At 37.2% G+C, this 18,288-nt stretch carries 18 protein-coding genes and 1 pseudogene; 10 read left to right on the top strand and 9 right to left on the bottom strand.

Annotated features, from left to right (window positions below):
• Window positions 1-2: 2 nt before the first annotated feature.
• Window positions 3-1,418, top strand: coding sequence for a dihydrolipoyl dehydrogenase (lpdA, locus tag ACP3VS_RS02225; RefSeq protein WP_012293096.1), 1,416 nt, complete (start codon window positions 3-5; stop codon window positions 1,416-1,418).
• A gap of 121 nt (window positions 1,419-1,539) precedes the next feature.
• A complete protein-coding gene (locus ACP3VS_RS02220; RefSeq protein WP_012293097.1) occupies window positions 1,540-2,322 on the top strand; it encodes an SDR family NAD(P)-dependent oxidoreductase in 783 nt (260 codons plus the stop codon).
• A gap of 52 nt (window positions 2,323-2,374) precedes the next feature.
• Here the strand turns inward: ACP3VS_RS02220 and ACP3VS_RS02215 are convergent, their stop codons facing one another.
• From ACP3VS_RS02215 to ACP3VS_RS02195, 5 genes are all read right to left on the bottom strand, one after another.
• Window positions 2,375-3,901: a tripartite tricarboxylate transporter permease gene (locus ACP3VS_RS02215; RefSeq protein ID WP_012293098.1), complete on the bottom strand. Its 1,527-nt coding sequence runs from the start codon at window positions 3,899-3,901 to the stop codon at window positions 2,375-2,377.
• Between the two features lie 17 nt (window positions 3,902-3,918).
• Window positions 3,919-4,395 (bottom strand): tripartite tricarboxylate transporter TctB family protein, encoded by a 477-nt coding sequence (locus ACP3VS_RS02210; RefSeq protein ID WP_012293099.1) that lies wholly within the window; start codon window positions 4,393-4,395, stop codon window positions 3,919-3,921.
• A 94-nt stretch (window positions 4,396-4,489) separates the two neighbouring features.
• Window positions 4,490-5,509 carry a tripartite tricarboxylate transporter substrate binding protein gene (locus tag ACP3VS_RS02205; protein ID WP_031418871.1) on the bottom strand — a complete coding sequence of 340 codons (1,020 nt, stop codon included), beginning with the start codon at window positions 5,507-5,509 and terminating at the stop codon, window positions 4,490-4,492.
• 125 nt (window positions 5,510-5,634) lie between these two features.
• Entirely contained in the window at window positions 5,635-6,324 is a 690-nt protein-coding gene (locus ACP3VS_RS02200; RefSeq protein WP_031418872.1) for a response regulator, read from the bottom strand.
• Window positions 6,317-7,939 (bottom strand): ATP-binding protein, encoded by a 1,623-nt coding sequence (locus ACP3VS_RS02195; RefSeq protein ID WP_230586121.1) that lies wholly within the window; start codon window positions 7,937-7,939, stop codon window positions 6,317-6,319. Before ACP3VS_RS02195 ends, ACP3VS_RS02200 begins: the two co-directional genes overlap by 8 nt.
• A gap of 322 nt (window positions 7,940-8,261) precedes the next feature.
• On the opposite strand from ACP3VS_RS02195, the gene ACP3VS_RS02190 reads away from it, so the two are divergent.
• Both ACP3VS_RS02190 and ACP3VS_RS02185 read left to right on the top strand, forming a co-directional pair.
• Window positions 8,262-8,708, top strand: a complete 447-nt coding sequence (locus ACP3VS_RS02190) for a CidA/LrgA family protein (RefSeq protein ID WP_031418876.1) — start codon at window positions 8,262-8,264, stop codon at window positions 8,706-8,708.
• Window positions 8,701-9,378, top strand: coding sequence for an LrgB family protein (locus tag ACP3VS_RS02185; protein ID WP_012293104.1), 678 nt, complete (start codon window positions 8,701-8,703; stop codon window positions 9,376-9,378). Before ACP3VS_RS02190 ends, ACP3VS_RS02185 begins: the two co-directional genes overlap by 8 nt.
• A 47-nt stretch (window positions 9,379-9,425) precedes the next feature.
• On the opposite strand, the pseudogene ACP3VS_RS02180 reads toward ACP3VS_RS02185, so the two are convergent.
• Together ACP3VS_RS02180 and ACP3VS_RS02175 are read right to left on the bottom strand one after the other, a co-directional pair.
• Window positions 9,426-10,022, bottom strand: a pseudogene (locus ACP3VS_RS02180) (methyltransferase domain-containing protein).
• A 451-nt stretch (window positions 10,023-10,473) separates the two neighbouring features.
• Window positions 10,474-11,943: an aminotransferase class I/II-fold pyridoxal phosphate-dependent enzyme gene (locus ACP3VS_RS02175; protein ID WP_031418880.1), complete on the bottom strand. Its 1,470-nt coding sequence runs from the start codon at window positions 11,941-11,943 to the stop codon at window positions 10,474-10,476.
• Between the two features lie 144 nt (window positions 11,944-12,087).
• On the opposite strand from ACP3VS_RS02175, the gene ACP3VS_RS02170 reads away from it, so the two are divergent.
• Window positions 12,088-13,047 (top strand): NAD(P)H-dependent flavin oxidoreductase, encoded by a 960-nt coding sequence (locus tag ACP3VS_RS02170; protein WP_031418882.1) that lies wholly within the window; start codon window positions 12,088-12,090, stop codon window positions 13,045-13,047.
• Window positions 13,048-13,067: 20 nt separating this feature from the next.
• Complete coding sequence (locus ACP3VS_RS02165; protein ID WP_012293108.1) at window positions 13,068-13,355, top strand: UPF0223 family protein; 288 nt, start codon at window positions 13,068-13,070, stop codon at window positions 13,353-13,355.
• Window positions 13,356-13,456: 101 nt separating this feature from the next.
• On the opposite strand, the gene ACP3VS_RS02160 is transcribed toward ACP3VS_RS02165, so the two are convergent.
• Entirely contained in the window at window positions 13,457-14,092 is a 636-nt protein-coding gene (locus tag ACP3VS_RS02160; protein ID WP_031418885.1) for a YktB family protein, read from the bottom strand.
• A 125-nt stretch (window positions 14,093-14,217) separates the two neighbouring features.
• Between ACP3VS_RS02160 and ACP3VS_RS02155 the strand changes: the two genes are divergently transcribed.
• Both ACP3VS_RS02155 and ACP3VS_RS02150 read left to right on the top strand, forming a co-directional pair.
• Complete coding sequence (locus tag ACP3VS_RS02155; RefSeq protein WP_012293110.1) at window positions 14,218-14,415, top strand: hypothetical protein; 198 nt, start codon at window positions 14,218-14,220, stop codon at window positions 14,413-14,415.
• Window positions 14,416-14,652: 237 nt separating this feature from the next.
• Complete coding sequence (locus ACP3VS_RS02150; RefSeq protein ID WP_012293111.1) at window positions 14,653-15,447, top strand: inositol monophosphatase family protein; 795 nt, start codon at window positions 14,653-14,655, stop codon at window positions 15,445-15,447.
• A 39-nt stretch (window positions 15,448-15,486) separates the two neighbouring features.
• Here the strand turns inward: ACP3VS_RS02150 and ACP3VS_RS02145 are convergent, their stop codons facing one another.
• Window positions 15,487-15,672, bottom strand: a complete 186-nt coding sequence (locus tag ACP3VS_RS02145; RefSeq protein WP_012293112.1) for a DUF5325 family protein — start codon at window positions 15,670-15,672, stop codon at window positions 15,487-15,489.
• 138 nt (window positions 15,673-15,810) lie between these two features.
• On the opposite strand from ACP3VS_RS02145, the gene typA reads away from it, so the two are divergent.
• The gene (typA, locus tag ACP3VS_RS02140) at window positions 15,811-17,655 is read left to right on the top strand and encodes a translational GTPase TypA (RefSeq protein ID WP_008173982.1); all 1,845 of its coding nucleotides are present in this window, start codon (window positions 15,811-15,813) and stop codon (window positions 17,653-17,655) included.
• A gap of 29 nt (window positions 17,656-17,684) precedes the next feature.
• Window positions 17,685-18,083 (top strand): YlaH-like family protein, encoded by a 399-nt coding sequence (locus tag ACP3VS_RS02135; RefSeq protein ID WP_031418888.1) that lies wholly within the window; start codon window positions 17,685-17,687, stop codon window positions 18,081-18,083.
• Window positions 18,084-18,288 lie beyond the last annotated feature (205 nt).

Genomic DNA, 18,288 nt, shown 5'->3' with positions numbered 1-18,288 from the left:
AAATGGTAGTAGGAGATTTCCCAATCGAAACAGATACTCTTGTCATTGGTTCAGGTCCTGGAGGATATGTAGCAGCAATTCGTGCAGCTCAAACTGGCCAAAAAGTAACAATCGTTGAAAAAAATGTACTTGGTGGTGTGTGCTTAAACGTAGGTTGTATTCCATCAAAAGCATTAATTTCAGTAGGTCACCGTTTTGAGCAAGCTAAGCATTCAGATGACATGGGAATCATCGCTTCTGATGTGAAATTAGACTTCTCAAAAGCACAAGCATTTAAAGACAGCGTTGTTAAAAAATTGACTGGCGGTGTTGAAGGCTTACTTAAAGGGAACAAAGTTGAAATTGTACAAGGTGAAGCTTATTTCGTTGACGCTCATTCAGTGCGTATCATCAATGGTGAATCTGCTCAAACTTACACATTTAACAATGTCATTATTGCAACAGGTTCTCGTCCAGTTGAAATTCCTACATTCAAATTCTCTGAGCGCGTACTAAATTCTACTGGTGCACTTTCTTTACAAGAAGTTCCTGGTAAATTAGTGGTAATCGGTGGAGGTTACATTGGTACAGAGTTAGGATCAGCATATGCAAACCTTGGCTCACAAGTAACAATTATTGAAGGCGGAAAAGATATTTTAGCTGGCTTCGAAAAACAAATGACTCAAATCGTGAAAAAAGGCCTTAAAAAGAAAGGCGTTGAAATCGAAGTAAACGCATCTGCAAAAGGCGTTGAAGAAACAGAAAACGGCGTAGTAGTAACTTATGAAGTTGGCGGAGAAGAGAAAAAAGTTGAAGCTGATTACGTATTAGTGACTGTAGGTCGTCGTCCAAATACTGATGAAATGGGCCTTGCTGAAATCGGCGTTGAATTCGGTGAACGCGGTCTAATCAATGTAGATAAACAATGTCGTACAAATATTTCAAATATCTATGCAATCGGTGATATCGTTGCTGGACCTCAGCTTGCACATAAAGCTTCTTATGAAGGCAAAGTTGCTGCTGAAGCAATTGCTGGTGAAAAATCAGTTGTTGACTATCTTGCTGTACCTGCTGTATGTTTCACAGATCCAGAAATGGCGACAGTTGGTTACAACGAAGAACAGGCAAAAGCAGAAGGTATCGAATACACTGCCGCGAAATTCCCATTCGCAGCAAATGGTCGTGCTCTTGCATTAAACCAATCTGAAGGCTTCGTGAAGCTTGTTGCTCGTAAAGAAGATGGTTTATTAATCGGTGCTCAAATCGTAGGTGCTGGTGCATCTGATATGATCGCTGAAATGGGCTTAGCCATTGAAGGCGGAATGACTGCTGAAGATATCGCATTAACAATTCATGCTCACCCAACATTAGGTGAAATTACAATGGAAACTGCTGAAGTATTACTTGGCAACCCAATTCACATTGTAGCAAAAAAATAATGTAAAACCGTTTAAACGGCTATAAAGCAAATGCTTTGTAGCCGTTTTTTGTATATTATCTATAATTTTGTTAAAGTAAATATATTGTTAAGAATATTCGAAAATATTTGGGGTGAATATAATGGAACTAGGCTTAAAGGGGAAAGTAGCAATTATAACAGGATCGAGTAAAGGTATTGGCTATTATACGGCCATGCAACTTGTAAAAGAGGGTGCACAGGTTGTCCTTTGTGCACGTGGAGAAAAACAGCTACAGGTGGCAGCTGGGTGTATTAAAAATGAAACGGGTATCGATGTTTTAATTGTTCCAACGGATATTACTAAAGAAAAAGATTGTAAGAATCTAATTGAGCGTACAGTTGAACATTTTGGACACGTTGATATTCTCATTAATAATGCTGGGACAGCTTCAGCAAATCCTTTTGAATCTGTGAGTAGTGAGCTGTGGCAAGCAGATTTAGATTTAAAGGTATTTGGGGCTATTCATTGCTCAAAATATGCTGCGCCATATATGCGTAAGGCTGGTGGCGGTGCAATCGTTAATGTGACTGCGGTGATGGCTAAGACTCCCCCTGCAAGCTCGCTTCCTACAACTGTTAGCCGTGCTGCGGGACTTGCCTTGACAAAAGCGATGAGTAAGGATTTAGGTAAGGATAATATCCGTGTAAATTCTGTATGTATTGGGCTTATTCGCAGTGATCAAATCGAAAAAAAATGGAAGAAGGAAGATCCTAGTTTATCGTGGGAAGACTATTCTCGTAAAGTAGGACAATCTATTCCACTTGGTCGTGTAGGTGATACACAAGAAGCTGCTAACGTCATTACGTTTTTAGTATCTGATGCAGCTAGCTATGTTACCGGGACCTCATTGAATATTGATGGTGGTTCTGGTCACGCATTATAGTGAAAAAATCCACTATACTTTCATTAATAGAATGTGTAGTGGATTTTATGGATTATCCTTCTTCGTTAATCAGAACATTTTTACCACGCATTTTCATGAATAGTGGTATAAGTAACCAAGCAATAGCAGCTATTAAAAATAGTAATGATAAAGGCTTTACTATAAAAATAGAAAAATCACCATTAGAAATAGTTAATGCACGGCGCATATTATTTTCAATCATCGGTCCTAGGACAAGTGCTAGTACTAAAGGTGCTACTGGATAGTCATTTTTAGCAAATAGATAACCGAGCACACCACAAGCTAATAATAAAAATAAATCAAAAGTGGCGAATTGTACTGCATACACACCAAAAATTGAAATCGCAACAATAATGGGCAATAAATATTTTTTCGGAGTTTCTATGATTTTTGCAAAAATACGAACGAGAGGCATGTTTAAGGCTAATAACATAAAGTTTCCTATAAACATACTGGCAATTAATCCCCAAGCGACTTGAGGATGCTCATCAAATAATAATGGACCTGGCTGAATATTATACATAATAAGTGCACCCATTAAAATAGCAGTTGTACCTGAACCAGGAATACCTAATGTTAGCAATGGAATCATTGCGCCTCCTGATGCAGCATTGTTCGCTGATTCAGGTCCAGCAACACCGGCAATATGGCCTTTTCCAAACTTCTCAGGTGTTTTACTGAATTTCTTTTCGGTAATATAAGAAAAGAATGAGGCAAGTGTTGCGCCTGCGCCAGGTAAAACGCCAATGAAAAATCCTAGTAGTGAACCGCGAGCGATAGGGATAGCGCTTTCTTTTAAATCCTGCTTTGTTGGTAATACACGATTAATTTTTGCTAATTGACCATCTTCCTCATCTCTTTCAAGTATCGTTTTAAATACTTCTCCTAACGCAAATAAACCAACGGCAATTGTTAAAAATTCAATACCTGAGAACAGCATAGGTTGACCAAATGTAAAGCGTTCGATTCCGGATACAGCATCAATGCCAACTGTACCGAGCATAAGTCCTAAGGCAGTCATAATTAAAGCTTTTGTAATAGAGCGGCCTGCAAGTCCACTTACTGCAGCAAGCCCTAGTAACATTAATGAAAAGTATTCTGCTGGTCCAAATTTAAGGGCTAATTTTGATAATGGATTCGCTAATAGTATTAGACCAAGTAATGCTATAACCCCAGCACAAAAGGAACCAATTGCTGCAATAGAAAGAGCACTTCCAGCACGTCCTTGCTTAGCCATTTGGTAGCCATCCAATGTAGTAACAACTGATGAGGATTCACCAGGTGTATTTAATAAAATCGAAGTGGTAGAACCACCATACATGGCTCCATAATAAACCCCTGCAAGTAAAATAATTGAGCTTGTAGCGGCGGCCTCCGTAGGTAATCCCGCTGTAATGGTTGCGGTTACTGGGATTAATAAAGCAACGCCGCTCATTGGACCTATGCCAGGAAGGACACCAACTGCTGTTCCAATTATGACACCAACAAGAGCGAATAAAAGATTTTGCCATTGAAGGGCAATAGCAAATCCATCAGCTAAAAATTGCAATGTAGACATATGTTCACTCCTTTACATTAAAAAGTTGGGAAACTAGGCAATGAACCTCCTAGTAAACTTGTAAATAAATAATAGACACCCAATGAAAATCCAGCGGCAATAATAATGGAATAAATAAGCTTAGCTCGTTCCATCGTTTGGAAGCTAATACATAAAAATAAAAACGTTGTGATCACATAGCCTATTTTTTCTAGGAAGAATACATAGGCAATCGCACTAACAAAAATGATTAAAAATTTCTTGAGCTCAGTAGATGAGGTTTTAGAAGGTGCAGTTGGTCCTCCTGTAATTCTCTCCCTTACAGCATTTTTCCATGATTCATAAAATAGTTGAAGACTTAATAAACCTAAAATAATACCTAAACCTAGTGGAAATATTTTAGGACCGACTGTAGATCCATAAGCACTATCAGAAATTTGCGTTGCTTGAAAGATAAATAAAATGCTAACAGCTAAGAGGATAATGCTAAATGTTTTATCAAATGTGTAATTCAATCGTTATACACCTCCGTTGATAATAATTTAAGGTTGCACAAGTAAATCTTATTGGATGGAAATACTTGTGCTCTTTTTCGACACAGGCTATTCTTTACTTTTGCATACCAAGAGCTGTCAATAGTTCTACGATGATTTTATTCTGATTGTCTAGGTAAGTTGTAAAATCCTCAGCATTGCGGTATTCAGCTTGCCAGCCATTACGTGACACCTCAGCTTGCCATTCTTCTGATTCAGCCATTGCTTGTAATTTTTCAGACCAGTAGGTAACCGCATCTTCACTCATATTTTTCGGACCAAAAATACCACGCCAAATAGTAAATTCTTCATCAATACCAGCCTCTTTAAATGTAGGAACTTCTGCTAGCTCACCTTCTAAACGTTCAGAGGAACTTACGGCTAATACACGCACATCTCCTGATTTAACATAAGTAGCAATTGTCGAAGCATCTGTTGCAATGACGTCAGCGTTGCCGCCTAGTAACGCGGTTACAGCTTCACCACCACCATCGTAAGAAACGTATTTAATTGTTTTTAAGTCTAAGCCAGCTTTATAGGCAGGAATAATTCCTACTAGATGATCCATAGAGCCCGGTGCAGAGCCACCTGCTAAAGTAACATCTTTTGGCGAATCTTTTATAGCATTTAATACATCTTCAAGCGTTTGGAATGGAGAATCCTTCTTAACAACAATTGCACCATAGTCACGCGTTAATTGTGCTAAGGGTGTAGTGTCCTTGTAGCCAAATTTACTATTTCCTTCAGCTTTTTCATGATTAATAAGAATTGGCGGTGATTTAACCATTAACATATAATCATTGCTTGCTTCCTTTGTAGCAAATGTTGCCATAAAGGCAGCACCACCGCCGCCTGGCTTGTTTTCAACTTGAATGGATTTATTAATTAAACCTGTATCATTCATCGTTTTTGCTACTGCACGAGCTGTTAAATCCCAACCACCCCCCGCCCCTGATGGAGCAACAATGGTAATATTACTTTTCGGATAATTATTTGCTTTTTTTCCTTCAGCTGTTTCTCCATTTGATGATGAACAGCCAACTAAACTAGTAAATAGTAAGCCAGCTATCATAACTTTTGAAATCTTCCTCCACATAAAAATCCCCCTTAAAAATAAAATGATAGCGCTATCATTCGAGCGCTATCATAACTATAACTTATATCAGAATTGTGAAAATATTGTGGTGATATTGTGGATTAACGTCATTTTGTTCATAAAGTTTATGAGAAAATAAAGTATCGCCGTTCAGGACGACCAACTGTGCCATAAGTTAGTTCGATATAGGCCTGCTTTTGTGTGACTAAAAATTCTAAATAGCGGCGAGCAGTGGAACGACTAACACCAATATTTTTTCCTAACAGTTCAGCTGTACTACCATCTTTCCTTGTGCTTAAATAGTTGATGACATGATTCATCGTTGTTAGATCAATGCCCTTTGGTAATAGTAGCTGTGTATCCTCTGGGATGGATGAAGCAGTTTTGGGCCAAAGGCATTGAATTTTTTCTTGTGTAAATTTCTCATTATTTTGCAGGAGTAGATGCTTGAAACGGAATTTTTCTATACTTTCTTTTAGTTGATCGAATGTAAATGGCTTTAAAATATAGTCAGTAACATTTTTACGATACGCTTTTTGTACAATATGAGCCTCCGTGGCTGCGGTAATCAAAATAATGCTACTGGTTGGGCTAATTTTTTTGATTTTATCAATTAGATCCACGCCAAGTATATCTGGTAAAAATACATCGAGTAATATTAGCTGTGGTGCAAATGATTGAAGCCAATCTAAAGCTTCTTCTCCAGTATTTGCACACGCAATTACTGTAAATCCTTCAATTTTCTCTAAAAAACGACGATGTACGTCTGCTACACGTACATCGTCTTCAATTACTAGCACTTCAATATCAGTCATTGTTAATAGTCCCCCTTTTACTAATAGATATGATAAATAGGGCACCTCCTAAATCGCCTTCCCCAAGAGCGAGTGTGCCGTTTAAATCATGGATGCTAGAAATTACTTTCTTTAACCCATAGCCTCGATGCTTCCTATCTTTAGTTGAGATATTTTCTGAAAATAATACATCTAGTTTTTCTTGTGCTATGCCATTGCCAGAATCCTCGACCTCAAAGATGATTTCCTCTCCATTATCAAAGATAAAAAGCCTTACAATTGGCTGTTGCTCCTTATTTCTTTCGACCTCCTCAAAAGCATTGGTTAGTAAATTGCCCATAATCGAAATAATAAGGCCTTTTTCGATATTTTCAGGGAAGGTTTCTAAATAACTATCTTCATCAAATATTAGTTGAATCTTTAATTCACGAGCACGATTAAAAAATCCGATAATTAAACCATTTAAGAATGGGTCTTTTACACGATTTGTAATAAATTGTGTTAACGATGAATGTCCTTGTACCTCATTATGAATAATTGTTAAAGCTTCATCGGATGCATTTAATTGAATAAGACCAGAAATGGTATAAAGGATATTATTAAACTCATGTGTTTGTGCACGTAAAGCTTCTGTATATTGTTTTACTTGTGATAATTCAATCGCCATTTGCTCAATTTCTGATTGTAGCCGGAAACTTGCTACAGCACCGACAATTTTACCATTCACTCTCATAGGAACACGGTTAACGATAATTTCATCACCGTTGATAATCATTAATTTATCAAGCTGTTTCTCACCATTCATTAATACATTTAGTAGGTGTGTATTTGGGATATGTTGCTTAATATTATGTCCAATAATCGAAGCAGAATCGGGTAAATTTAAGATATTGGCGGCGGCATTGTTTAATGTTGTAATTTTGCCTTTATCGTTGATCGTAATAATAGCTTCACGTACTGATTCTATTAAAGTATTTTTTTCTGTTAATAGATTGGCAATTTCATTTGGCTCCAGATTAAAAATTTGCTTTTTAATATTACGGGATAAAATAATAGAGCCAATAATACCGATGGTGAGTGCAATAATGATTGTATAAAAAATGTTATCCAAGTATAAAAAATATAAGTTATCCAATTCACTTGTTAAATAGCCAATTGACACAACGCCTAAAATCGCTCCATTCGTATCAAAGATAGGCGCTTTCCCACGTATAGATTGTCCCATTGAACCATCGGCGATTGAAATATAAGATTCACCGTTGATCAATGCTTTGTCATTATCATCACCTACCATGGATTTGCCAATACGGTCTGCGAGAGGGTGGGTGTAGCGAATGCCATTTTTATCACCGATTACAACATAAGTAGCTTTTGCAGCAACCATAATATCATTGCTAATTTTTTGCAGACTTTCTGATGGGTTGTCGGTGTGAAAGGCTTCTATTACGTCGCCCCTACTAGCAGTTGTTTCCGCCAAATAAAGCGCTCGATTACCAATTTGTGTTTGCAGTGCATCAGAAATTGTTATGTAGAAGAGTAGACCAGCTAAAGTGACAATAAGAAATATTAAAAAGCTGCTGTAATAAGAAATGCGAGTTTGAAGTTTTAATGTTTTAAAGATAATAGAAGATCCCACCTTATTGTGTATTCTGGAGACTTATATGATTGTTTGAAAAATGAGTATCTTTTGTAATTTCAGATTATATATAAAAATTCTGGAATTTGCTAGCTAGTGATTAAAGAAAAGGGGATGAATAGAGATTTTTCATTGGTAAAAAAAGCTATTTGAATAGTCCTTAGTGACAATTCACCCTAAATATCGATTAAAAATTGTATATGTAAAAACTTAGAATCATTTTTAGTCTTTTTGTAACTGATTATTATTTTTCTAAAATTACAATAGACAGAAAATTCCTACAGATGTAGAATGAACGATATAGGGGGTGAAAAGTGGCGAAATGTTGAACGAAAATTTTGCTACAATTTTGTTGCGAGTTGCTCGAATCATTTTTCAAATTGGCATACTGACCATTTTTTATTATATGGGGGTAGGGATTGTTACTTATTTACACATACCGCTTCCAGGGAGTGTCATTGGATTACTGTTATTGGTACTTTCACTCATTTTTAAAATCATTAAGGTTGAATATATTCAAGATGGCGCAAGTTTTTTAATTGGCGTTTTAACGTTGTTTTTCATACCGGCAACAGTGGGTGTTATTGATTACCCAGAACTCATGTCAATTACTGGCTTGCTTATAATTCTAGCCGTTATTGCTAGTACATTAATCTCTATTTATGTCACAGGTTTACTGACGCAAATAATTGAGAAGAAAGAATTAAAGAAAAAAGAAGGAACAGAATCTATTGTTGAAGAAGGGAAGGGTGAGTTAACGGTTGATTGAAGCAATTGTTGTCCTGAGCACTATTATTATGTTCATATTATTTACGAAGCTTTATCAGCGATATCCACATCCTATTATGATTCCTTTAGTTACGACTACCGTCGTTAGTGCAGTGATTTTACTAGTTTTTAAAATCCCCTATGCTACATATATGGTAGGTGGAGAATGGCTTCAGAAAATGCTTGGGCCAGCTGTAGTTGCACTTGCCTATCCTCTTTATAATCAGCGGGCAATTATTATCAAATATAAATATTCTATTTTATCAGGACTTATCATCGGCATGGTGACAGGATTAATAACTATTTTTTTGTTGTTAAGATCGATTGGTGTAAAATCTAGCTGGATGCTGACAGCCTTGCCTAAATCTCTAACAACGCCTGTTGGGATGCAGGTCAGCGAAACAATCGGTGGTATCCCGCCATTAACAGCTGTTTTTGTGATGATAGCAGGGTTTGTAGGGGCTATTATAGGCCCATTAGTTATTAAATATGGCAAAATCGACTCGGCGGTTAGTAGAGGGGTCGCAGTGGGGAGTGCCTCTCATGGTGTAGGACTTGTGAAATTAAGGGAATATGGAGAACAGGAATTATCAGTTGGTTCATTATCGATGGGCCTAACGGCTATTATTGGGGCTTTTTTCTGTCCATTATTTGTGTATTTATTTTTATAAAGAATTCTCATTTTAGGAGTTGTCTCAAATGGTTTGAGACAACTCATTTATTTTTTCTCAATAATGAATTGAATAGTATGGGCTAGTCCAGTGTGTAACGTCCCTTCATGGCGTATTTGCTCTCCTGTGAAAAAATGGATAATTTTGTGAGACTGACACCATTGCAGGACATGAATGGGGTCATATAAAAAATCGAGCTGCTGTGGACCACCAGACGCATAGGGGAGCTGATAAATAGAATATAATTCCATCATGATCCGCCCACCTTGCTTGACTGAATCGATAATCTTTTGGATGACAGCCTGCTGTTGTTGTAATTGAAAATGACCAAAAATCATAATAGCCGCATCTTATTTCTCCACAGGTAGGTCATCCAGTAGTAGATCAGTTAGCATAGTTTGAACTGACACATGATGTTTCTGTGCTAATTGTTCTGTTTTCGTAAGACCACTTTGTGCATAATCATAGGCAGTGACAGTATGGCCCATTGAGGCTAAAAAAACAGCATTGCGTCCTTCACCTTCTGCATAGGCTGCGATATTAGGGCATTCTTTTAAATAATTTACATAATCTTTAATAAAGGCATTTGGTTGTTCACCATAAACGTATTCGGATCCTAGAAAACGTCGATTCCATGTATTCATGAATCCATTCCTCCTTTTCTATATTGTAGATAATGTGCATTCGTTATTCTAACTTTTAGCTTATAAAAGCTAATAATAAATTCTGGCTTCTAAGTTAATTGTGATCTATTATGTAATAATAGTTAGGAGGTAAATTTTATGGGTGATTTGGAAAATTGTTTACAGAAATTAAGGGAACAACATCACTATACTCAGGATGAAGTGGCAGAGTACTGACAGATTTCACCGCAGGTTGTGTCTAAATAGAAATTAGGAAAAGGTTATCCTGATATAGATAATTTCATTAAGTAAAGTGAACTGTTTCAAATTTCCTTGGATGAACTGAATAAAATAGTTGGCGACTTTTTTATGGCATTCTTGGTGGTTAGCCTTTCCGATTTTAGCGATCGCAACCTCTGCTTTTTATAAATAATGAAAAAGCTAGCTCTCCTTGAAGAGCTAGCTTTTAAGATTAAATAATAGGTTTTCTTTCTTTTATAACACGAATCGTTTTTAATGTTGTATCCTCTGGTCCTTGAACTGGTAACCCCGCCTCAATATTCATTTGAATATAAAGTATATTTTCTTGAGTAATTATTTCCCCGGGAATAAAAATTGGAATTCCAGGAGGATATACCATAATAAATTCTGCACAAATACAGTTATCTGCTTCAGCAAGTGGAACTACCTCAGTATCAGCATAAAAAGCATCACGGGGTGACATAGCAAGCGCTGGAATATCTGGGACATTAACTACAGCCTCTGTGATAGCAGCTTCCGAATCAAATGCTTTTGACATACGAGATAATGCATTTACTAAAAGATTAATTTCTTTTTTCGTATCTCCTAATGTCACTAAGCATAAAATATTATAAAGGTCAGACAATTCTACTTCGATATTGGCATTATAACGTAACCATTCCTCAGCTCGATGCCCAGAAATACCCAAATCTTTGACACTTATAAGAAGCTTTAAAGGGTCCATATCATAAGTAGCAGATGAATGTAATTTCTCCTTGCCTGCACATTTTAAATGTGGGATTTGGTTAATTCGTTTACGTGCATCCTTTGCTAAACGTAGTGCATCGTCAATTAAATCATATCCATGAATCGCTAATTGACGTCGAGCTGTGTCAAGGGAAGCGAGCAATGGATAGGATGTTGATGTCGTTGTTAGCATAGAAAAAACAGCTTGTACACGTTTTGCTGAAACGAGTCCTTCTCGAACATTCAAAATGGATGTTTGTGTCATTGAACCACCAAGCTTATGAACACTTGTAGCAGCCATATCAGCACCTGCCTCCATTGCTGAATAAGGAAGGTCATCATGGAATTTAATGTGTACACCATGGGCTTCATCTACTACTACAGGTATATCACGGCTATGAGTGATTTCGACAATACGTTTTAAATCTGCTGTGAAGCCATAATAAGTTGGATTAATAACTAGCACAGCTTTTGTATCAGGATAAGCATTTAACGCTTTTTCGACAGCTTCAGGGGATATGCCATGAGAAATCCCGTATTCACTATCGACTTCAGGATGAATAAAAATAGGAATGGCACCAGCGAAAACGATCGCCGACATAATAGATTTATGGACATTCCGTGGCACTAGAATCTTATCGCCTGGACCAACGACGGTCAGAATCATCGTCATGATGGCGCCACTAGTACCTTGAACGGAAAAGAATGTATGATCAGCACCAAAAGCTTCTGCTGCAAGATTTTGCGCTTCTTTAATAGCACCCTTTGGTGAATGTAAATCGTCTAGTGGAGCAATATTAATTAAATCAATTGATAAAACGTTGTCGCCGACGAATTCTCGGAAAGCAGGGTCCATCCCTTGCCCTTTCTTATGGCCTGGAATATGGAACTGAATGGGATGTCTGTTCCGATGTTTAAGTAATACGTCGAACAATGGAGTCTCTAGTTGTGACAACGCAGGTACCACCTCACTTTTAATTATCTAAGAAAACAAATGAATTATAGCACCTTACGACACGAAAAAATAGACTTTTCATAAAAAATAAAAGGATTTTTTAAGGATATCGAGAAATTAATACCGAATGAAAGGGGAGGTATTATGAGTTGGAATACACGGGTGACAGAGCTTTTACAAGTAAAATACCCAATTATTCAAGGTGGTTTAGCGTATTTAGCCTATGCTGATTTAGCTGCAGCAGTGTCGAATGCTGGAGGGTTAGGTCAAATAACAGCAATGAGTTTACGAAGCCCTGACTTATTGCGAGCAGAGATTCATAAAGTACGAACATTAACAGATAAGCCTTTTGGCGTAAACTTTGCTATTGGTATGCATGGTACAGGCTATGAGGAAATGGTTCTCGTTGCAGTGGAAGAAGAAGTACCTGTTGTGACGATGACTGGAGGTAATCCTGCACCCATTTTTGATTTATTAGCAGGTACAGATATAAAAAAAATGGTACTGGTAGCTGCACGTAGACAAGCACAAAAAGCTGAGCAGCTTGGAGCAGATGCTGTAATGGTTGTTGGACAAGAGGGTGGCGGACATCTTGGAAGAGATGATGTAGGTACGATGGTGCTCGTCCCACAGGTTGTTGATAGTGTAAAAATCCCAGTTATTGCTTCAGGGGGGATTGGCGATGGCCGAGGCTGGATGGCTGCCCATGCATTGGGAGCTGAAGGAATTGAAATGGGTACTCGCTTTATTGCAACTAAAGAATGTGTTGATGCTTCTGCAGCTTATAAAGAGGCACTAATAGCAAGCACAGAGGCTGATACAACGATTATAAAACGTTCTATTGGTGCACCTGCTCGTGCTTTACGAAATGAGTTTACGGCAAAAATTTTAGATATTGAGAAAAAAGAGCCAACCTATGAAGCGTTAAAGGAATATATAAGTGGTTCAGCGAATAAGCGTTTTATTTATGATGGTGAACAAAAGCAAGGCTTTGGTTGGGCTGGACAAGTAACAGGGATGATTCATGATATTCCAACCGTTGAGGAATTAATCAATCGAATGGTTGCAGAAGCGGAAAGTATCCGGTTAAAATGGGGGCAATAATGTAAAGGTGGTTTTGTCGAATGGAATATTCTTATCCGTTTTCAACAGATTGGTCTACAGAGGAGATTGTGGATGTTGTTCAATTTTTTGAAGGAATTGAACAAGCTCATGAAAAGGGCATCAAGCGTGAGGTTATGATGGCTAAATATCGCCGCTTTAAGGAAATTGTTCCTTCACAGGCTGAGGAAAAAACAATCTTTCGTGAATTTGAAGAAGCGAGTGGCTATATTAGCTATCCTGTTGTTAAACAAACAAAAGAAGCCGCAGATGGTACAATTATAAAAATAGTCCCTAAAAAAAATCGATAAGAAAGCGGATGTGAGAAAAACTCACATCCGCTTTTTATTTTAGGGTGTTAAAAAACGACATTTGGCATACACTACTTCAACAAATAACATTAGGTTAAAGCTTATTTTAGGTCCTTCCCAACGATGACATTGTAAAAAGGTAGCAGGCTGTTGAATGTTTGTTCCGTTAACTGGTGGAATTCACTGGCAGTTAATTTTGTTGCTTGGTCTTTTGGAATATGGCGACCAATTAAAAACTCACCTTTTTTTACATCTCGCAGACGTAAGAGCAATTCCTTAAGCTTGTCTTCTTTCGCCTCTTCAAGTGAAATGGCCTCTGGGGACATATGATCACCAGACACAATAAAGTCATCAGATAGCTGCTCAAATAAGGATGGATGAGCGAGTAAACGTTCTGCCATTACATTTTTTTGAGGAGCTTCATAAATAATAGCTAAGACGATGAATAAATGTGAGTGCCATAGACCAATCTGAAAGTGAGGCAATGATTTATAACCTCTTTTATACGGGGCGAAGGCAACCCAACTATCTTGTGGAGGGTTGACAGTTCTTCGAGCGTGTTTGGCAACATGAGGAAAGAATTCTTCACCTAGCTGGCTTGAGAAATAGGTGGCAAAATCATCACCAAGCTGATGGAATTTTGGGCGTACATGATCGTTTAATGCATTCATCCTTTGTTCTAAACCGTCTATTTTAAAAACATTAAAATCTTTGTTTGTCCACTTTATTTTAGGCAATTTTATTTTACTCCTTTCGTTTTATAAGGTTTATTTTACGCTGATTTTGGGAAAAAATCTTATAACAAGAACTATATCGAATTAGAAAAGTTTTTGTAAAAAAATTTAAAAAAGGAAGTGTTTTTATGAAACCAATCGTAAAAATTATACGTAAAGTTGACATTGAAAAGCAATATGAACACATTTTACAATTGGAATTAGATTATGAATTAGCTTCGCTGTTTGCAGCGATGAATGAAAAAAACGAAATTGAAATTGAAAAAAGTAAAAAACGTCTTGGAGAAATCCAGATGGAACTTGAAAGCTTGCACGCCTATGCGTAATCAAAATCTTATACCCATTTAAAAAATCACTTGCTGAATATTCCGACAGCAGGTGATTTTTATTGTGACAAAGGGTAAAATAGATACTATATTAAGCGAAATGAATTTCAGTAATTCTCGAAATTCATGTTTTATATCGCTATAAAGACATTGTAAAGAGATGGAACAGATGAAACTAAATGAATAAAGAGTGAGGAAAGAAAAGGCTTTTTCTTATATTCGAAGGGTGGGTTTTAATTGGATTTACAACAAATAGATGAATTTGCGAAAAGTATAATCTTTGAAGCTGGAAGGCGTATTCGAAAAGCCTTCTCGTATAATTTAGTCATTGAGACAAAATCAGGTGCCAATGACCTGGTAACAAATATTGACCGAGAGACTGAGTTATTTTTTATCGACCAAATTAAAGCTTTTAATCCAGCCCACAAAATTTTAGGCGAAGAAGGAATGGGAGAAAAGGTAGAGTCATTAGATGGTGTAGTTTGGATTATTGATCCAATAGATGGCACAATGAATTTTGTCAAACAACATCGTCACTTTATGATTTCAATAGGTATTTTTATTAATGGGGTAGGCAAGTTAGGGTACATATTTGATGTCATGCGTGAAGATTTATTTTATGCGATTGAAGGCCAAGGCGCATGGTATAACGATTCTCCATTGCGGAAACTTCAATCCGTTACGATGGAGGAATCAGTCATCGGCATCAATGCACATTGGGTAGCACCTAATCGACATATTCATCATGAAAAGGTCATTGAAATGGTCCGCAAAGTTAGGGGCACGCGTTCCTATGGCTCAGCTTGTATGGAAATCGCATTTGTTGTTAGTGGGAAGTTGGATGCTTACGTTTCCATGCGCCTATCACCGTGGGATATAGCAGGTGGTACCATTATTGCTCAAGAGGTTGGGGCCATTGCCACAAATTTGCATGGAGAGGGCTTTGACTTCTTGCATCAAGACACTTTTATTATCGCTAATCCTTCCATTCATAGAGAATTATTGGAAAAATATATTGTACCTTATGAATAAAAAGGAGCCGTCTAGTTACTAGACAGCTCCTTTTTTTAACTAAAGTAAACCTTGCATACGTAGTTTACGCTTCATTTTAAAGGCTGTCATGAAAATGACACAAGTAGCGACAATACCTGCTATTGCACCAAGTACACTACTAGCCGCCACTGAATAGCCAATTGAACACATTGCTAAAACAGCTGCTAATGCATAAATAGCCATTACGAATTTTGCACGATTCATAGCCTAGCCTCCTATATAAAAAATTTATCGATCAAATATATTTTTTAGAATGATGGAAATTCTAATAAGGACATTTCTATCCTTCTTGTGCTATAATATCACAGTTAAACATTCGAAAAAAGAATATGGAGTGGAATAATGACAAACTTACGTCAAGATCTTCGCAATATCGCAATAATCGCCCACGTTGACCATGGTAAAACTACCTTAGTCGACCAATTACTAAAACAATCAGGTACATTCCGTTCAAACGAACGTGTTGAAGAACGTGCAATGGACTCTAATGATATTGAACGCGAACGTGGTATTACGATTTTAGCTAAAAATACAGCAGTAAACTATGAAGGAACTCGTATCAACATCCTTGATACGCCTGGACACGCTGACTTTGGTGGTGAGGTAGAACGTATTTTAAAAATGGTAGACGGCGTTTTACTAGTTGTCGATGCGTATGAAGGTTGTATGCCTCAAACACGTTTCGTATTAAAAAAAGCATTAGAACAACGTCTAACACCAATCGTTGTTGTTAATAAAGTAGACAAAGACTCAGCTCGTCCACTAGAAGTAGTAGATGAAGTACTTGAATTATTTATCGAGCTAGGTGCAGATGACGATCAATTAGACTTCCCTGTAGTCTATGCTTCAGGTGTAAATGGTACAGCTTCTTTAGACGCTGATCCATCTAAACAAGAAGAAAATATGAAATGTCTATTTGAAAAAGTTATTGAATCTATCCCAGCACCAGTTGATAACTCAGAAGACCCATTACAATTCCAAGTAGCTTTACTTGACTATAATGACTTCGTTGGACGTATCGGAATTGGCCGCGTATTCCGTGGAACAATTTCTGTAGGTCAACAAGTTGCACTGATGAAATTAGATGGTACAGTGAAAAACTTCCGTGTAACGAAGATCTTTGGTTTCTTCGGTTTAAAACGTGAAGAAGTAGAGACAGCAAAAGCTGGTGATTTAATCGCCGTTTCTGGTATGGAAGATATCAACGTAGGTGAAACAGTTTGTCCTGTTGAGCACCAAGAAGCGCTTACGCCATTACGTATCGATGAACCAACTTTACAAATGACATTCTTAGTAAACAACTCTCCATTTGCAGGTCGTGAAGGGAAATGGGTTACATCTCGTAAAGTAGAAGAGCGTTTACGTGCTCAATTACAAACGGACGTATCATTACGAGTTGAAGATACTGACTCTCCAGATGCTTGGACAGTTTCAGGTCGTGGTGAGCTTCACCTATCGATCCTTATCGAAAATATGCGTCGTGAAGGTTTTGAATTACAAGTATCAAAACCACAAGTAATCGTGCGTGAAATCGATGGTGTAAAATGTGAACCATTTGAGCGCGTTCAAATCGATGTACCGGAAGAAAATGTTGGTTCAATTATTGAATCTATTGGTACACGTAAAGGTGAAATGCTTGATATGGTGAATAACGGCAGTGGTCAAGTTCGTTTAACGTTCTTAGTACCGGCTCGTGGTTTGATCGGTTATACGACTGAATTCATGTCAATGACAAAAGGTTTTGGTATTATCAACCATACGTTTGATTGCTACCAACCATTACTACCAGGTAAAATTGGTGGACGTCACCAAGGTGTGCTAGTTTCTATGGAAACTGGTAAATCAACAACTTATGGTATGATGCAAATTGAAGATCGTGGTACACTGTTCTTGGAGCCAGGTACAGATATTTACGAAGGTATGATCGTTGGAGAAAATACTCGTGACGCTGATATCACTGTAAACATCACTAAAATGAAACAAAAAACAAACATTCGTTCAGCAAATAAAGACCAAACGAATGTTATTAAAAAACCACGTATTTTATCTTTAGAAGAAGCGCTTGAATACTTAGGTGATGATGAGTATTTAGAAATTACACCAGAATCTATTCGTCTGCGTAAAAAAATTCTAGATAAAAATGAACGTGAGAAAGCAGCGAAAAAATTACGTAACGCAGAACAATAATTTTCGCTGACATGAAAGGAAGAGGAGTCTTGGATATTAAGTCCGCTTTATTGGGTGAACTAAATGTTATTCAAGTTGCTGCACAGACAAGTTCCGAGGAAACAACAAGAGTTTTTGGAAGAATGGCGGGTATAACTAGATTTTTATACGAAAATTTACCAAGCTATGAAATTGCAGGCTATGTTGTATTTCTTCTTGTATTTGCACTTTCTGCCATTGTCTATAAGCTTGGCTTTGCCAAGAAATTAAAACTATCTCAAAACATTATTATTTATGCGTTCCTCTTTTTGGGTTGTATCATGCTAACATTCTTCGCTCTATTCTTGCCAATGATTGAGGGCTTGATTGTAGCCGCCTTAATTTTAATTGTTTATAAAACAAGATTATGGCGTGAAAAAAGAGAAGAGCAACAAGCTGCCAATCAATAAAAGGCAGTACGTATTATGTATTTAGAGCTTTAATCGTTTATCAAAAAGCCTTAGCACAGTAGTTGCTAAGGCTTTTTTTATATAACTAAAAACTTCTTCAAAAAAATCCTATTGCATACCTAATGCTACACAATTACAAAATCAATATAAAATGGTTGGCACCGAATTCTTCAGATGTGAATAAGTTAATGTCGATAGGCTTATT

Source organism: Lysinibacillus sp. VIII_CA (genome assembly GCF_049943995.1).
Lineage (GTDB): Bacteria > Bacillota > Bacilli > Bacillales_A > Planococcaceae > Lysinibacillus > Lysinibacillus pinottii.
This window is presented reverse-complemented; position numbering and strand designations above follow the sequence as displayed.

What these genes read in the sequence shown, in the direction of transcription:
- lpdA (WP_012293096.1), top strand. Translation starts at nt 3, where the DNA reads ATGGTAGTAGGAGATTTCCCAATCGAAACAGATACTCTTGTCATTGGT.
- ACP3VS_RS02220 (WP_012293097.1), top strand. Translation starts at nt 1,540, where the DNA reads ATGGAACTAGGCTTAAAGGGGAAAGTAGCAATTATAACAGGATCGAGT.
- ACP3VS_RS02215 (WP_012293098.1), bottom strand. Translation starts at nt 3,901, where the DNA reads ATGTCTACATTGCAATTTTTAGCTGATGGATTTGCTATTGCCCTTCAA.
- ACP3VS_RS02205 (WP_031418871.1), bottom strand. Translation starts at nt 5,509, where the DNA reads ATGTGGAGGAAGATTTCAAAAGTTATGATAGCTGGCTTACTATTTACT.
- ACP3VS_RS02200 (WP_031418872.1), bottom strand. Translation starts at nt 6,324, where the DNA reads ATGACTGATATTGAAGTGCTAGTAATTGAAGACGATGTACGTGTAGCA.
- ACP3VS_RS02190 (WP_031418876.1), top strand. Translation starts at nt 8,262, where the DNA reads ATGTTGAACGAAAATTTTGCTACAATTTTGTTGCGAGTTGCTCGAATC.
- ACP3VS_RS02170 (WP_031418882.1), top strand. Translation starts at nt 12,088, where the DNA reads ATGAGTTGGAATACACGGGTGACAGAGCTTTTACAAGTAAAATACCCA.
- ACP3VS_RS02165 (WP_012293108.1), top strand. Translation starts at nt 13,068, where the DNA reads ATGGAATATTCTTATCCGTTTTCAACAGATTGGTCTACAGAGGAGATT.
- ACP3VS_RS02155 (WP_012293110.1), top strand. Translation starts at nt 14,218, where the DNA reads ATGAAACCAATCGTAAAAATTATACGTAAAGTTGACATTGAAAAGCAA.
- ACP3VS_RS02145 (WP_012293112.1), bottom strand. Translation starts at nt 15,672, where the DNA reads ATGAATCGTGCAAAATTCGTAATGGCTATTTATGCATTAGCAGCTGTT.
- typA (WP_008173982.1), top strand. Translation starts at nt 15,811, where the DNA reads ATGACAAACTTACGTCAAGATCTTCGCAATATCGCAATAATCGCCCAC.